The organism is Rhodococcus sp. IEGM 1372, from assembly GCF_030056835.1.
Taxonomy (GTDB): domain Bacteria; phylum Actinomycetota; class Actinomycetes; order Mycobacteriales; family Mycobacteriaceae; genus Rhodococcoides.
In genome coordinates this window covers 19549-34598 of the sequence record NZ_JASHKS010000001.1, presented here as the reverse complement: position 1 = coordinate 34598, position 15050 = coordinate 19549, and the positions used below count along the sequence as shown (strand labels likewise).

General features: G+C 65.5%; 14 protein-coding genes. 7 read left to right on the top strand and 7 right to left on the bottom strand.

Annotation, left to right across the window (positions count from 1 at the left end; all coding sequences use genetic code 11):
* Positions 1-41: 41 nt before the first annotated feature.
* The 4 genes from QM590_RS00145 to QM590_RS00130 form a co-directional block, all read right to left on the bottom strand.
* Positions 42-914: an amino acid ABC transporter permease gene (locus tag QM590_RS00145; protein ID WP_269593692.1), complete on the bottom strand. Its 873-nt coding sequence runs from the start codon at positions 912-914 to the stop codon at positions 42-44.
* Entirely contained in the window at positions 914-1591 is a 678-nt protein-coding gene (locus QM590_RS00140) for an amino acid ABC transporter permease (protein ID WP_094688753.1), read from the bottom strand. The genes QM590_RS00145 and QM590_RS00140 overlap by 1 nt, the downstream gene beginning before the upstream one ends.
* 84 nt (positions 1592-1675) lie before the next feature.
* Positions 1676-2506 carry a glutamate ABC transporter substrate-binding protein gene (locus QM590_RS00135; protein ID WP_094688752.1) on the bottom strand — a complete coding sequence of 277 codons (831 nt, stop codon included), beginning with the start codon at positions 2504-2506 and terminating at the stop codon, positions 1676-1678.
* A 53-nt stretch (positions 2507-2559) separates the two neighbouring features.
* Entirely contained in the window at positions 2560-3288 is a 729-nt protein-coding gene (locus QM590_RS00130; protein ID WP_170944851.1) for an amino acid ABC transporter ATP-binding protein, read from the bottom strand.
* Positions 3289-3531: 243 nt separating this feature from the next.
* Between QM590_RS00130 and miaB the strand changes: the two genes are divergently transcribed.
* Positions 3532-5088 (top strand): tRNA (N6-isopentenyl adenosine(37)-C2)-methylthiotransferase MiaB, encoded by a 1557-nt coding sequence (miaB, locus tag QM590_RS00125; RefSeq protein WP_223145642.1) that lies wholly within the window; start codon positions 3532-3534, stop codon positions 5086-5088.
* Positions 5085-5672, top strand: coding sequence for an Rv2732c family membrane protein (locus QM590_RS00120; protein WP_068050689.1), 588 nt, complete (start codon positions 5085-5087; stop codon positions 5670-5672). Before miaB ends, QM590_RS00120 begins: the two co-directional genes overlap by 4 nt.
* 43 nt (positions 5673-5715) lie before the next feature.
* Here QM590_RS00120 and QM590_RS00115 read toward each other — a convergent pair whose 3' ends face one another.
* The gene (locus tag QM590_RS00115) at positions 5716-7203 is read right to left on the bottom strand and encodes a DUF349 domain-containing protein (RefSeq protein WP_269593693.1); all 1488 of its coding nucleotides are present in this window, start codon (positions 7201-7203) and stop codon (positions 5716-5718) included.
* Positions 7204-7354: 151 nt separating this feature from the next.
* Here QM590_RS00115 and QM590_RS00110 point away from each other — a divergent pair, with 151 nt between their 5' ends.
* The 5 genes from QM590_RS00110 to QM590_RS00090 all read left to right on the top strand — a co-directional run bounded on the left by QM590_RS00110 (position 7355) and on the right by QM590_RS00090 (position 12632).
* Entirely contained in the window at positions 7355-8077 is a 723-nt protein-coding gene (locus QM590_RS00110) for a class III extradiol dioxygenase subunit B-like domain-containing protein (RefSeq protein WP_269593694.1), read from the top strand.
* Positions 8070-8999, top strand: a complete 930-nt coding sequence (miaA, locus tag QM590_RS00105; protein ID WP_269593695.1) for a tRNA (adenosine(37)-N6)-dimethylallyltransferase MiaA — start codon at positions 8070-8072, stop codon at positions 8997-8999. The genes QM590_RS00110 and miaA overlap by 8 nt, the downstream gene beginning before the upstream one ends.
* 24 nt (positions 9000-9023) lie before the next feature.
* Positions 9024-9893: a diaminopimelate epimerase gene (gene dapF / locus QM590_RS00100; RefSeq protein WP_269593696.1), complete on the top strand. Its 870-nt coding sequence runs from the start codon at positions 9024-9026 to the stop codon at positions 9891-9893.
* Positions 9894-9972: 79 nt separating this feature from the next.
* Positions 9973-11523, top strand: a complete 1551-nt coding sequence (gene hflX, locus QM590_RS00095; protein ID WP_411741272.1) for a GTPase HflX — start codon at positions 9973-9975, stop codon at positions 11521-11523.
* Positions 11524-11528: 5 nt separating this feature from the next.
* Entirely contained in the window at positions 11529-12632 is a 1104-nt protein-coding gene (locus QM590_RS00090; protein ID WP_269593697.1) for a hypothetical protein, read from the top strand.
* A gap of 64 nt (positions 12633-12696) precedes the next feature.
* Here QM590_RS00090 and QM590_RS00085 read toward each other — a convergent pair whose 3' ends face one another.
* The gene (locus tag QM590_RS00085; RefSeq protein WP_269593698.1) at positions 12697-12954 is read right to left on the bottom strand and encodes an HPr family phosphocarrier protein; all 258 of its coding nucleotides are present in this window, start codon (positions 12952-12954) and stop codon (positions 12697-12699) included.
* A gap of 41 nt (positions 12955-12995) precedes the next feature.
* Positions 12996-15041: a PTS fructose transporter subunit IIABC gene (locus QM590_RS00080; RefSeq protein ID WP_269593699.1), complete on the bottom strand. Its 2046-nt coding sequence runs from the start codon at positions 15039-15041 to the stop codon at positions 12996-12998.
* Positions 15042-15050: the final 9 nt, after the last annotated feature.

The following is a 15050-nucleotide window of genomic DNA, read 5'->3' as shown; positions in this document are numbered from 1 at the left end:
TTACTTGTCGACGGCCTCGACCAGTTGCAGTGTCGTGTGGGTCAGGCTGCCTGACCACCGTCGAGAGCCGGAACCACTTCAGTCGCGCCGGCCTTGCGCTTGCGAGAACGCAGACGACGTTCGACCACGGTGGCCAGCTTCGTCAAAGCGGAGTTGATGATGATCATGATGACGGCGACAATCACCAACGACGGCAGGTAGTTGCTGTAGAACGCGCCCACCTGCTGCCCGGAACGGACGACTTCGACGTAACCGATGACGTAACCCAGCGCCGAGTCCTTCAGTGCCACCACCATCTGCGAGATGATCGCCGGAAGCATGGCGGTGACGGCCTGGGGGAGCAGAACCAGGAGCATGACCTGGCTTTTGCGCATGCCCAACGCCGACGCGGCTTCGCGCTGGCCCTTGGGCAGGGAGTTGACGCCGGCACGCACGATCTCGGCAATGACCGAACCGTTGTACAGGGTCAGGCCCGTGACCACCGCAGCCAAGGCCAGGTACTTGACCTTGAAGACCTCGTAGTCGGCGTAGACGGCGTACAGGAAGATCATTAGGATCAGCACCGGAACGGCGCGGAACACCTCGACGAATGCGCCGCTGATCACTCGGACGACTCGATGATCGGACAACCTGCCGATACCGAGTACGGCACCGAGGATCAGGGCGAACACGATCGACAGGGCCGCTGCCACCAGCGTGCCCTGAATGCCGGGCAACAGATAGGTGGTCCACGTGGTCGATTCGAGGAACGGATCCCACTTCTCAGCGGTCAACTGCCCCTTCGAGTCGAGCGCCCGGTAGATCAGAAACGCGATCCCCAGCGAGACGACTGCAACGACCGCGGTCAGAATGCGGTATCGCAGTACCGCTTTGGGGCCCGGGACGTCGTACAGAACTGCTACTGCATCACTCATCATGACACCGCCAATCGCTTGCTGATGTAGCCGAACAGCAACCCGGTCGGGAGCGTCAGGATCATGAACCCGAGTGCGAAGATGCCACCGACGACGAAGATCGCGGCCTCGTTCTCGATCATGTTCTTCATCAGGAACGACGCCTCGGCGACGCCGATCACCGATGCGATGGTCGTATTCTTGGTGAGCGCGATCACGACGCTGCCGAGAGGTCCGATCACGGCTCGGAATGCCTGTGGCAGAACGACGATGGAGATGTTCTGTGTGAACGTCATGCCGAGTGAGCGACCCGCTTCGGCCTGACCGACCGGGACCGTGTTGATTCCGGACCGCAGCGATTCGGCGACGAACGACGCGGTGTAGATGCTCAGACCGAGGATTGCCAGGCGAAAGTTGTTGTCGTCGAGGCCCGTAGGGGACGACTGAGACGCCAGAGAGACGCCCATTGTCTGAAACAGGCCGAACGAGGTGAACAGGATGACCAGGGTCAACGGAGTGTTACGGAAGATGGTGACGTACGTGGCAGCGATTCCGCGTGCGATCGGAATGGGAGATACCCGCATGGCGGCGACGACGGTTCCGATGATCAGCGCACCGACGAGTGATGCCAATGTCAGATAGATCGTCGTCAGGAATGCTTCGATCAGTTGATCGCCGTACTTGCTCAATAGATTCACGGTGCTTGTTGATCCTCACGGCTCGGAGAGATCGAACCGTCGTGTCCCGCAAGCGAGGCTTGCGGGACACGACGATCGAGTCGATCAGTAGCGGTCGACTGTCGGCGCGGCGGGAAGCGGGTAGCCCGATGCGCCGACGGTGTCGTTGAAGGCCTGCTCCCAGGCACCGCTGGAGACCATCTCTTCGATGGCGTCGTTGATCTGGTTGCGTCCTTCGGTGTCGTCCTTGTTCAGGCCGATGCCGTAGTTCTCCGTGGTGAACGGCTCACCGACCACCTTGAACTGTCCGGGAGACTGTGCGGCGTAGCCGGCGAGGATGATGTCGTCCGTCGTCACCGCATCGACGGTGCCGTTGCGCAGTGCCTCGACGCAGGCGGAGTACGTGTCGAAGGGCTGGAGCTGCACACCCGGGTACTCGTCGGCGATGTTCTGGGCCGGGGTGGAGCCGGTGACCGAGCACAGACGCTTGCCCTCGAGCGAATCGGCACCGGTGATGTCGGTGTTGTCCTGGCTCACCAGCAGTGACTGTCCCGCCACGAAGTACGGTCCGGCGAAACCGACCTTTTCCTTGCGCGTATCGGTGATCGAGTAGGTGGCGACGATGTAGTCGACCTCACCGTTCTCGATCAGCGTCTCGCGCTGGGCCGAGGGGGATTCCTTGAACTCGATGTTGGCTTCGTCGACACCCAGCTGACCGGCAACGTACTTGGCCACCTCGACGTCGAATCCGCTGAACGTGCCGTCGGGGTTGCGCAGCCCGAGGCCGGGCTGGTCGAACTTGATGCCGACGATGAGGTTGCCGGACTCGGCGCTGGTCGAGATGGTGCGAGCTTCCTCGCCGCCGCCGCAGGCGGTCGCAACGATGGACAGAGCTGCAATGGCAACTCCGAGGCGGATCGGGCGGGTGATTCTCACTGTGAATGTCCTTAAGGATCGGGTGGGGTGAACGGAATGAACGGTGCAGCGGGTCAGTGGCCGAGAATCTTGCCGAGGAAGTCCTTGGCTCGTTCGGACTTGGGGGATTTGAAGAACGTCTCCGGATCGGTGTCCTCGACGACGGCTCCGTCGGCCATGAAGATGACGCGGTCGCCTGCCTTGCGAGCGAAGCCCATCTCGTGGGTGACGACGAGCATCGTCATGCCCTCTTTGGCAAGCGAGGTCATGACGTCGAGTACCTCGTTGACCATCTCGGGGTCGAGGGCCGAGGTGGGCTCGTCGAACAGCATCACCTTGGGGTTCATGGCGAGAGATCGAGCGATGGCGACACGCTGCTGCTGACCACCGGACAACTGGGCGGGGTACTTGTCGGCCTGGTTGGCGATGCCCACGCGTTCGAGCAGAGCCAATGCGCTCTTCTCTGCCTCGTCCTTCTTCTGCTTGCGCACCTTCATGGGCGCGAGCATGACGTTCTGCAGAATCGTCTTGTGCGCGAACAGGTTGAACGACTGGAACACCATGCCCACGTCGGCACGCAGTGCGGCCAGGGCCTTGCCCTCGGCGGGGAGCAGGTCTCCGTCCACCTCGATGGCACCGGAATCGATCGGTTCCAACCGATTGATCGTCCGGCACAGGGTCGACTTGCCCGATCCGGAAGGACCAACGACGATGACGACCTGTCCGGCCGGCACTTCCAGGTTGATGTCCTTGAGGACGTGCAGATCACCGAAATGTTTGTCGACGGATTTGAGCGAGATCATCGAAGGTGCGCCCGGCGGGGGAGTCGATGCCGGCGCGTCGGTGGCGTGCGTCATAGATCGAAACCCTATGCGTAGTTTCCTCGCCGACCGGTGTTTTCGCCCGTCATCTTCGATTATGTAATGGAAACTTTACTGACGGTCTGCATCGGCCCTGGACAGTCTCCGGTGGAGCCCTCGACCCCGGCGTGTCGGTCGGTGCGATGGACGTACCCTGGAGGGGTGCAAACGAGTGTTTTTCCGACCATGGACGTGACCGAACGCGGGGTTACCGAGCCCGTACCGCTCACCGACGGGTCGGCGGCAGGTGCCCGCAGCTACGAAGTGCGTACGCACGGTTGTCAGATGAACGTCCACGATTCGGAGCGGCTGTCCGGACTGCTCGAGGAAGCGGGCTACGTGCCGGCGGACTCGGGCACCGACGCGGATCTGGTCGTGTTCAACACGTGCGCGGTGCGCGAGAACGCCGACAACAAGCTCTACGGCAACCTGGGCATGTTGCGGCCCGCGAAGACGCGCAATCCCAACATGCAGATCGCTGTCGGTGGCTGCCTGGCGCAGAAGGACCGCAACACCGTCGTGGAGAAGGCACCGTGGGTCGACGTCGTCTTCGGCACCCACAACATCGGGTCGCTGCCGGTTCTGCTCGAGCGCGCCCGGCACAACGAACAGGCGCAGGTCGAGATTCTCGAATCCCTCGAGGCCTTTCCCTCCACCCTTCCCGCGAAGCGAGAATCCGCCTACGCCGGCTGGGTGTCGATCTCGGTGGGCTGCAACAACACCTGCACGTTCTGTATCGTCCCCGCATTGCGCGGCAAGGAAATCGACCGCAGGCCGGGTGACATCCTCGCCGAGGTACAGGCTTTGGTGGATCAGGGCGTCCTCGAGGTAACTCTGCTCGGCCAGAACGTCAATGCGTACGGTGCCTCGTTCGCCGATCCGGACATGCCCCGTGATCGCGGCGCGTTCGCCTCGCTGCTGACCGCTTGCGGCTCGATCGAGGGGCTGGAGCGGGTGCGCTTCACGTCGCCGCACCCGGCCGAGTTCACCGACGACGTCATCGAGGCCATGGCGTCGACCCCGAACATCTGCCCCACCCTGCACATGCCGCTGCAGTCCGGATCGGACCGAATCCTCAAGGCCATGCGCAGGTCCTACCGGCAGACGAAGTTCATGGGCATCATCGACAAGGTGCGTGCGGCCATGCCGCACGCGGCTGTCACCACCGACATCATCGTCGGCTTCCCCGGCGAGACCGAGGAGGACTTCGAGCAGACCCTCGACGTGGTGCGACGGGCGAAGTTCGCCAACGCCTACACGTTCCAGTACTCGAAGCGTCCGGGCACCCCGGCGGCCGACATGCCCGACCAGGTTCCCAAAGAGGTTGTGCAAGAACGGTATCTGCGGCTGATCGCGTTGCAGGAGGAGATCGTTCTCGCGGCCAACCAGGCGCTGATCGGTACCGAGGTCGAACTGCTCGTCGCCACCGGTGAAGGTCGCAAGAACGCAGCAACCCATCGGATGAGCGGGCGAGCCAGGGACGGCCGACTCGTCCACTTCGCCGTGGACGCCGACAGGGCGAGCGAGATTCGTCCGGGTGACGTCGTCACGACCACACTCACTGCAGCCGCCCCGTACCACCTCATCGCCGATGCCGGCGTGCTCACCCACAGGCGTACGGCAGCAGGCGATGCCCACGAACGCGGAGTGATGCCGAAGACGGCACCGATCGGCGTCGGCCTCGGACTTCCCTCGATCGGCGCACCGGCGCCGCTGACGCCAGAGACAGGATGCACCGCATGACAGAGACAGACGGACCCGATCGCGTCGTACCCTCTCGATCCGCAGAGGAACTCGGACGGACCGAGAGGGCGGTGATGACCGAACTGGATCCGGGCGCGCGGGCCATGGTGGTGGCCGGGCTGGTCATGGTCCTGCTGTTCACGTTCGCGTTGCCGCACACCGGATCGGCCAGCGGGTTCGACGTGCTCACGGGCAGCGATGCCGCAGTTGCCGAATCGATCGCGTTGCCGTCGCGCGTCTTCGTCGTGCTCGTGCTCACGTTCGGTGTGGTGATGTCGGTGCTCGCACTCGTCACCCGCATCTGGGCGCTGGCCTGGGCTGCCCTGGCAGGGTGCGCGGTGTCGTCGGTGTACGGAATGTTCTCGATCTGGACGCGGCAGACCGTGCCGGACAACGTGCAGGGTGCCGGACCGGGAATCGGCCTGATCATCGCGTGGATCACCGTCATCGCTCTGACGTTCCACTGGCTCAAGGCCGTGTGGAAGAAGACGAACGCCCAACTCGCCGCCCAGGAGCAGCGACGCATCGCGGCCGCGTCGGGTGAGCAGAAGCTACGACTGTGGGACGGCCACTCGGCCCCGTAGGCCCGAACGGCCGTCCCCGGTCAGCGAATCCCAGTTCGTCGACTCACAGCTCGTCGACGGCGCTCTCCGCTGCGTCGGCCCACTCGCGCCACTGCTGGGCCTGTGCCAACGCACGCTCGGCATCCTTGGTCTTGCCTGCTGCGGTCGCCTTCGCAGCCTGATCCTCGAACTGAGCCACCCGTTCGCGGAACTGGGCCGCGCGGGCAACGGCCTCGGGGTCGGAGCGACGCCACTGCGACTCGACCGCGTCGTGCACCGACTTCTCGATCGCGCGCAGTTTGCCTTCGAGTTCCTGCATCTTCTCGCGGGGGACCTTGCCGATTGCATCCCACTTGTCCTGCAGATCGCGCAGCGCCGAGCGGGCAGCGTCGAGGTCCTTGCTCGGGTCGATGTGGGTTTTGGCCAGCAGGGCTTCCTTGGCCTCGGCGTTGGCCTCGAACTCGGCGTCCCGCTCGGAGGCCGCGGCGTTACGGGCGGCGAAGAACACGTCCTGTGCGGCCTTGAAATTCTTCCACAGAGCGTCGTCGGCATCACGAGGAGCACGGCCGGATGCTTTCCACTCCACCAGCAGATCGCGGAACGCAGCTGCGGTGGGACCCCAATCGGTGGACGACGACAGGGCTTTGGCCCGCTCGACGAGTTCTTCCTTGCGAGTCTTGGCCGCACCGCGCTCACGATCGAGATCGGCGAAGTGCGCGCCGCGGCGACGATTGAAGTTTTCCCGAGCCTTCGAGTACCGCTTCCACAGGGCATCGTCGATCTTGCGGTCGACCCCGCGAATCGTCTTCCACTCGTCGAGGATTTCGCGTAGCCGATCTCCCGCGTGCTTCCACTGGGTCGATTCGCTGCCGATCTGTTCGGCTTCGACTGCGAGAGCTTCCTTGCGTGCCGTGTGTTCGGCGCGTTCGAGCTCCTTCTCGTGCTTGGCCACCGCTGCTGCGGCGTCCGAATGCTCGACGACCGCGTCGAGTCGCCTCGCGAGCAGATCGAGGTCACCGATCACTGCCGCAGTCGGCAGGCTCTCCAGCAGCGCGGACGCTGCGGCCTTGGTCTTCTTGGCATCGCCTGTACCGGAGGTCAATCGAGCTTCGAGCAGACCGACCTCGGTGGCCAGATCGTCGTAACGCCGACCGAAATGGGCGAGCCCTTCCGCTGCGTCTCCGGCTTGCCAGGACCCGATCTGCCGCTCGCCGTCGGAGGTGGTCACCCACGCCGTACCGTCGTCGTCGACTCTGCCGAACTTGCTGGGATCGCTCGCAGGCGTGACCGCCGGGATTGCCGTGGGGACGTGGGAGGGCGTGGGGTGAGGTTTGGCACCGGCCGAACCGCCGGGCCGAGGAGAACCGGTACCGGGACCCGCGGGCCTGGGTCCACCACCGGGCTTCGGTCCACCGCCCGGCTTGGGTCCACCTCCGGGCTTGGGTCCGCCGTGGTTCGCCGCATCGGGAGCGGTGGCACCGGGGGGCTGGGCGGGTGCATCGGAGGACGGAGCCTCGGGGGTGGTGGGGGTACCGGCGTTCGGGTCGGTCATTGTTCCTCATCTCTGCCGCGCGTCACGGCTGCCTCAATCGCGATCTGGACACCATTGAACTAGGTGACGACCGATCGGACCATTGAAACAGCTCAGACGACTCGAGGTGGACCCGTCCGGCCAAGTCGCACCAGCGACTAGCGTGGTGCTCGTGTTTCGTGCCGCGGCCCTGGTGCCCTCTCCGCCGTTGTTGGTCCCCGAACTGATGGGCGCGGGGGAGGCCGAGACAGCAGATCTTCGGGTCGCCGCCGTCAGCGCGACGACACACCTGACGTCGACGGTCGACCGCTGGATCGCCGTCGGCGTCGATCGCACGTCCTCCACGTTCGGCGAGGCCACTGTCGGTACGTTTCGGGGCTTCGGAGTCGACGTGGTGGTGAGCCTGTCCGGCGCCGCAGATCAGACTGCGGCAGACCCGGACCTGCCGCTGGCCGTTCTGATCGCGGGGTGGCTGCGAGGACAGGCTGCGCCCGACGACGCGGTCGAGGTCCGCACGATCCCGGCCGATGCGAGCCCCGAGTGGTGCGCGGAGTTCGGCGAGGAGCTGCGCCGAGAGTTCGACGCCTCGGCGGAGAGCTGGGGCGTGCTGGTCCTGGCAGACGGGGCGAACACGCTGACTCCGAAGGCCCCCGGATCGTTCGACGAGCGCGCCCAGGAGGTCCAGCGCCGGATCGACGATGCCCTCGCGGCAGCGGACGTCGACGCGTTGGCCGGTCTGGAACCGGACCTGTGCGCATCGCTCGGTGTCGGCGGCCGAGCGGCGTGGCAGGTGCTGGCAGCACTCGCCGGAGCCGATGCGAAGACGACGACGGAGCTCTACCGAGGTGCCCCTTTCGGCGTCGGATACTTCGTGGGGACCTGGTCTCGTGACTGACGGGGCGAGCGATCCGGCCACGACTCCGGTCGCGATCATCGGCCCGACGGCCGCAGGCAAATCCGATCTGGCTCTCGATCTGGCCGAGAAATTCGGCGGTGAAATCGTCAATATCGACGCGATGCAGCAATACCGGGGAATGGACATCGGGACCGCAAAACTGCCAGTCGCTCAGCGGCGGGGGATTCCGCACCATCAACTCGATGTGCTCGAGGTCACCGACATCGCCACCGTCGCGCGGTATCAATTGGCTGCGGTCGCCGACGTCGAGGACATCAGATCGCGCGGATTGCGACCGATCATCGTCGGGGGGTCGATGATGTACGTGCAATCGTTGCTCGACGAGTGGGCCTTTCCGGCAACCGACCCCGTCGTGCGGGCGAAGTGGGAAGCAGTCCTCGAAAGCAACGGTGTCGAGGAGATCCATCGCGCGTTGACGGCCGCCGATCCCGAGGCTGCCGCATCGATACTGCCCACCGACGGCAGGCGCATGGTCCGGGCGCTCGAGGTGGTGGAGCTGACCGGGCAGCCGTTCGCGGCCTCGGCTCCGAAGATCGGCGCACCTCGCTGGGGCACGGTGGTGCTCGGAGTCGACCGCGACACGGCCGAACTGGACGAGCGGATCGCCGAGCGCACGCGACAGATGTTCGAGACCGGACTGCTCGACGAAGTGGAAGGGCTGCTCGGTCTGGGGCTGCGTCAGGGCGTCACCGCGTCGCGCGCGATCGGGTACGCGCAGGCTCTCGACGTGTTGGCGGGGGAGTACGACGTCGAGTTCGCGCGCGAACGGACGTTCATCGGAACCAGACGCTACGTGCGACGCCAACGCTCGTGGTTTCGCCGCGACGACCGTGTCCGTTGGCTCGACGGTGCCTCGCCCACGCTGACGTCGGACGCCCTGTCCGCGATCGACCCCGCGTAACGGAACCCCCGTAGACTCGCGGCCATGCACTTCGCCAAAGGCCATGGAACTCAGAACGACTTCGTCGTACTGCCGGATCCGGCAGCCGAATTCGAACTCACCAGGTCGGCGGTCTCGGTGTTGTGTGATCGACGCCAGGGCCTCGGTGCCGACGGCATTCTGCGCGTCGCCCGGGCCGGGGTGCTCCGCGACGCAGGCGTACTCGATCGCATTCCATCGGGTGTCGAGCCCGAGGACTGGTTCATGGACTACCGCAACGGAGACGGCACCATCGCCGAGATGTGCGGCAACGGCGTCCGCGTGTTCGCGCACTACCTGCGGGTACACGACCTCGAGCAACGCGACCAGTTCGTGGTGGGTTCGCGTGCGGGCGCACGCGCTGTGACCGTTCACTCGTTCGACGACACCGACGCCGATGTCACCGTGGCGATGGGTGACGTCACTCTGATGGGCTCGAGCTCCGTGACCCTCGCGGGCGGAACGTACGAGGGCGTCGGAATCGACGTCGGAAATCCCCACCTGGCCTGTGTCGACGGGACGTTGACGCGCGCATCTCTCGGCGCTCTCGACCTGTCCGCACCGCCGACACTGGACTCCGAGTTCTTTCCCCACGGCGCGAACGTCGAGATCCTGACCAGGCTCGACGACGGCGCCGTCGAGATGCGCGTGTTCGAGCGTGGCGTCGGGGAGACACGATCGTGTGGCACCGGAACCGTGGCGGCGGCCGCGGCCGCGTTGTCCTACGAGGGTCTCGAGACCGGTGAGGTGAGCGTCGGTGTCCTCGGCGGTCGGGTGCGCGTGAACATCGATCACGTCGGTGCCACTCTGCGCGGACCGTCGGTGCTGCTGGCCCGCGGCGAGATCGACGACCGGTGGCTGAAGGCTCAGTCCTGACGATCGCACCGGCCTCGGCATCCGCCCGGACCGAAACCCGCGTGCATACGCTGGGCTTTTCGTGGATCATGGGTGACGTATGACGAACTCACATGAAACATCCCCTGCGGGCGAACCGGTCGACGACAGTCGCGACGAGGTCGACGGTGCTCCCGAAACCGAATCCGCCTGGACTCGCGAAGAGTCCGACGCGTGGTCGAGGCGACTGGCTCGGTCTCCGCTGAACGACGAGAACTCCCCGTCGTCCGGCGACATGCAGCTCGAAGACCGCACCGCGCTACGTCGAGTGGCCGGACTGTCCACCGAACTCACCGACGTCAGCGAGGTCGAGTACCGGCAGCTGCGCCTCGAACGCGTCGTGTTGGTCGGAGTCTGGACCACCGGCACGGCCGCGCAGGCCGAGTCCAGCATGACCGAACTGGCTGCCCTGGCCGAGACCGCCGGCTCGGAGGTACTCGAAGCGCTGATGCAGCGACGCGACAAGCCCGATGCCGCGACGTACATCGGTTCCGGCAAGGCCAAGGAAGTGCGCGACATCGTCCTTGCGACCGGTGCCGACACGGTGATCTGCGACGGTGAACTGACGCCTGCTCAGCTCAATGCGCTGGAGAAGGTCGTCAAGGTCAAGGTCATCGACCGCACCGCGCTGATCCTCGACATCTTCGCCCAGCATGCGACCTCGCGAGAAGGCAAGGCGCAGGTCGCCTTCGCCCAGATGGAGTACATGTTGCCCAGGCTCCGCGGCTGGGGTGAATCCATGTCGCGGCAGGCCGGTGGACGTGCGGGCAGCAACGGTGGTGTGGGTCTGCGCGGACCGGGTGAGACGAAGATCGAGACCGACCGTCGACGCATTCGTGAGCGAATGGCCAAGCTGCGCCGCGAGATCAAGGGCATGAAGCAGGCCCGCGACACCAAACGCGAACAGCGCCTGAGCGGTACGGTGCCGTCCATCGCGATCGTGGGATACACGAACGCGGGCAAGTCGAGTCTGTTGAATGCACTGACCGGATCCGGTGTGCTGGTCCAGAACGCGTTGTTCGCCACCCTCGATCCCACCACGCGGAAGTCGACCCTCGAAGACGGCCGCGAGATCGTGCTGACCGACACCGTCGGCTTCGTTCGGCACCTTCCGACTCAGTTGGTCGAAGCGTTCCGCTCGACGCTCGAGGAAGTCACCGATGCAACCCTGCTGCTGCACGTGGTCGACGGATCGGATCCTCTTCCGATCGATCAGATCAAGGCCGTGCGCGAGGTGATCACCGAGGTTGTTCGCGAGCAGGATGCGAAGATGCCGCCGGAGTTGTTGGTGGTCAACAAGATCGACGCTGCCGATCCGGTGCAGCTGACCCAGCTGCGCGGATTGCTCGACGGTGCGCGGTTCGTCTCGGCCAAGACCGGCGAGGGAATCGACGCCCTGCGAGATCACCTGGCCGAGATCCTCTCCGAGCCGGACGTGTTGGTCGACGTACTCGTGCCGTACACCCGTGGCGATCTGGTCGCGCGCATCCACACCGACGGCCGGATCGTGAAATCCACCCATGAGGAAGAGGGCACGCGCGTGGAAGCGCGTGTGCCGCAATCGCTCGCGGCAGCGTTGGTCGAGTTCACGGCAACCGTTCCCACCGCCTGATCTCGGTGGGGCCACGGCTGGTGGTGTGCGGAGCGGCCGCGGCTGCGGTCGCCACGACGGTCGCGTTGTCGGTGCCTGCCTTCGCCGCTCCGATCGAGACCGAAACGTATTGTCGACCAACCGATCCTGGTCTCGCCGAGTTGTCAGGCCTGACCTCGATCGACGGGGTCCTCTACGCAATCGGCGACAGCGGAGCCGATGATCGGGTCGCGGCGCTCGGTGCCGACTGCACGGTCGAGCGATGGATCGACGTTCCCGTCGACCCGTACGACGTCGAGGACCTGACCTCGTACGACGGCTCGCTGTGGTTGGCCGACATCGGGGACAACCAGATGCGACGCGACACAGTGGCATTGACGCGCATGGACCCGGCATCGGGTGCGGGCGAACTGTACCGGCTGACCTACCCGGACGGCGCACACGACGCCGAGGCGATCCTGATCGAGCCCGGTGGTAGACCGGTGATCGTCACCAAGGAACTCTCGGGCGTGAGCGGGGTGTACGTACCTGCAGGCGACGAATCCGTCAGCGATCTGAGCAGCCCTGGGCCGACGCCGATGCGCAAGGTCGGAGATCTGGCGTTCACCGCAACGGACACGGTCGGTGGGCCGCCGTTCGTGGTCGGATCGATACTGGCGACCGGGGGAGCGGTGAGCGCCGACGGCAGCGTCGCCGCGGTGCGCACGTACACCGACGCGTACCTGTTCGATTTTTCCGATGGAGATATTGCGTCCGCGCTGGTCGATCCTGCCACGCCGCGGGCAGTGACGGCTTTGCCCGATCAACCGCAGGGCGAGGCACTGGCGTTCCTCGACGACGGAAGTCTGCTCCTCGCATCGGAAGCGGGTTTCGCTCCGACGGACGGAAGCCTTCCGCCGATTCTTCGATTCACGGATGCGTTGTCTCTCGAGCTCGCTGTTCCGGAGCCCACCGCCGCCGAATCCAGTGCGCCGGAGTCGGTGTCGCCGACCTCGAGCGCAGATCAGTCGCCGCAAACGCCAGCAGCGACTGACTCGGAATGGTCATTCCGAGCGGCCGTCGCTGCCGGTGTGGTGCTGATCGCCGGAGCGGTGGGATTCACCGTCCGGCGATCGATGCGTTCTCGTTAGGCGTCGCAGGAGTGGAGCCTGCGGAACGACCTAGGCGTCGCAGGAGTGGAGCCTGCGGAACGACCTATGCGTCCAGGTCTGCTTCGACGAGGGCGACTATGTTGTCGAGTGCTGCCTGGTCGTCGCTGCTGACGGTGACTTCGGTGCCCTTGGTGGCGCCGAGCGTCATGATCATCAGGGCCGAACCTGCATCCACCGGCTCCGAGTCGGCCACTGCGAGGGTGACGTCTACGCCGGCTTCGGCGACGGCGTCGGCGATCAGGGCTGCGGGGCGGGCGTGCAGACCGATCGAGGATCCGACGGCGACTGTGGTGCTGGGCATGGTGCTCCTTCGTAGTGGGGTTGTTGCGATCGTAGCGAGTGTCAGACGGTGGCGAGTGCGGGATCGAGTTCGGCGTCCGACGGGGCGTTCTTGCCCTTGACGAACTGCTTGGCCGAGACGACCAGGAACGCGGAGACGATGGTGCCCGCTGCCAGCGAAAGGACGAACCACAGGATGTTTCCGATCGCGAAGAAGACGAAGATGCCGCCGTGGGGTGCGCTGAGGGTGACGTCGAACGCCATGATCATCGCGCCGGTCACTGCGCCGCCGGCCATCATCGAGGGGATGACGCGGAACGGATCGGCCGCGGCGAACGGAATTGCGCCCTCGGAGATGAATGCAGCTCCCAGGAACCATGCTGCCTTGCCGTTCTCGCGCTCGGCTTCGGTGAACAGGCGTGCGCGAACGGTCGAGGCGAGTGCCATGGCCAGTGGCGGCACCATTCCAGCGGCCATGACCGCTGCCATGATGCGCAGCGACGCGGTGTCGGTGACCGACAGGCCTGCGGTGGCGAATGCGTAGGCTGCCTTGTTGACCGGTCCGCCGAGGTCGAAGCACATCATCAGGCCGAGAATGATGCCGAGGATGATGACCGAGGAACCGCTGAGGCCGTTGAGCCAGTCGGTGAGTCCGCTGGTGATCGCGGCAAGTGGCTTGCCGAGCAGCAGGAACATGATCGCGCCGACGATGAGTGTGGCGAACAGCGGAATGATGACGACCGGCATGAGGCCGCGCAGAACTGCGGGAATCTTCCACTTGCTGATCCAGAGTGCGACGAAGCCGGCGATCAGACCACCGACGAGACCGCCGATGAAGCCTGCACCCACCAGAACGGCCACCGCACCTGCGGTGAATCCCGGTGCCAGACCTGGTCTGTCGGCAATCGCGTAGGAAATGTAGCCGGCCAGCGCGGGCACCAGGAAGCTGAACGACAGCGCGCCGATCTGGAAGAGCACGGCACCGAGGTAGGCGGCGATTCCGCCCTCGGGCAGTGAGGTGATGGAGTTGTTGACGACGATGTCCTCGGCAACTCCGGAGATCTCGTATCCGCCGAGCAGGAAGCCGAGAGCGATCAGCAGACCACCGGCAGCGACGAACGGGATCATGTAGCTGACACCGGTGAGCAGGATCTGGCGGATGCGGGTGCCCCAGCCGAGTTCACCTGCGGAGTCGTTCGAGCCGGCAGCCACTGCGGTACCGCCGACGCGAGCTGAGTCCGGGTTCAGTGCAGCGCGTAGGGCTTCGGTGAGCATGACGTCGGGCTCGTTGATGGCGCGCTTGACGCCCGAGGAGATGACGGGCTTGCCGGCGAAACGCTCGCGGCCCTTGACGCCCACATCGGTGGCGAAGATGACTGCCTCGGCTCCGGCGATGATCTTCGGGTCCAGCGGCGTGCTGCCGCTCGAGCCCTGGGTCTCGACGTGCACCGTGACTCCGGCGCGCTCACCGGCGGCGACGAGGGAATCGGCAGCCATGTAGGTGTGCGCGATTCCGGTGGGGCAGGCGGTGACTGCGACGATGTGCTTGGGGGCAGTGGCTTCGGCCGGGGTGGCGGCCGCGCTGTGCTTGGCGGTCGACACGGGAGCTGCCGCAGTGGTCGTCGCGGCCGGCTTGGCAGCAGGGTTGATGACGCCGTCGACGAGCGTGACGATCTCGGTTGCCGAGGACGCGTTGCGCAGCGAGGTGACGAACTCCGGCTTGACCAGGGCGCGCGCCAGGCTGGAGAGCAACTTCATGTGTGCCGATCCGGCACCGGCCGGCGCGGCGATGAGGAACACGAGGTCGGCGGGGCCGTCGGGGGCACCGAAATCGACCTTGGGGTTCAGTCGGGCGAATCCGAGCGAGGCCGAGGTGACCGCTTCGGAGCGGCAGTGCGGGATGGCGATGCCGCCGGGCAGGCCTGTTGCAGACTGCGCTTCGCGGGCCAGAGCGGCGTCGCGCAGAGCATCGGTCTCGGTTGCGCGACCCGCGGAAGCCAGAACGCCTGCGAGGCGTTCGATGACGGCTTCCTTGGATTCGCCGAGATCGGCGTCGAGGAGGATCAGATCCTCGGCGATGATCTGCTGATCTTCGGTGGGGGTGGACATTGCAGGCTC

Bases quoted from the DNA above. Each gene is read 5' to 3' on its own strand.
- QM590_RS00085 (WP_269593698.1), bottom strand. From the start codon at position 12,954: ATGCCCAGCACCACAGTCGCCGTCGGATCCTCGATCGGTCTGCACGCC.
- miaB (WP_223145642.1), top strand. From the start codon at position 3,532: ATGGACGTGACCGAACGCGGGGTTACCGAGCCCGTACCGCTCACCGAC.
- QM590_RS00145 (WP_269593692.1), bottom strand. From the start codon at position 914: ATGAGTGATGCAGTAGCAGTTCTGTACGACGTCCCGGGCCCCAAAGCG.
- QM590_RS00115 (WP_269593693.1), bottom strand. From the start codon at position 7,203: ATGACCGACCCGAACGCCGGTACCCCCACCACCCCCGAGGCTCCGTCC.
- dapF (WP_269593696.1), top strand. From the start codon at position 9,024: ATGCACTTCGCCAAAGGCCATGGAACTCAGAACGACTTCGTCGTACTG.
- hflX (WP_411741272.1), top strand. From the start codon at position 9,973: ATGACGAACTCACATGAAACATCCCCTGCGGGCGAACCGGTCGACGAC.
- QM590_RS00130 (WP_170944851.1), bottom strand. From the start codon at position 3,288: ATGATCTCGCTCAAATCCGTCGACAAACATTTCGGTGATCTGCACGTC.
- QM590_RS00080 (WP_269593699.1), bottom strand. From the start codon at position 15,041: ATGTCCACCCCCACCGAAGATCAGCAGATCATCGCCGAGGATCTGATC.
- QM590_RS00120 (WP_068050689.1), top strand. From the start codon at position 5,085: ATGACAGAGACAGACGGACCCGATCGCGTCGTACCCTCTCGATCCGCA.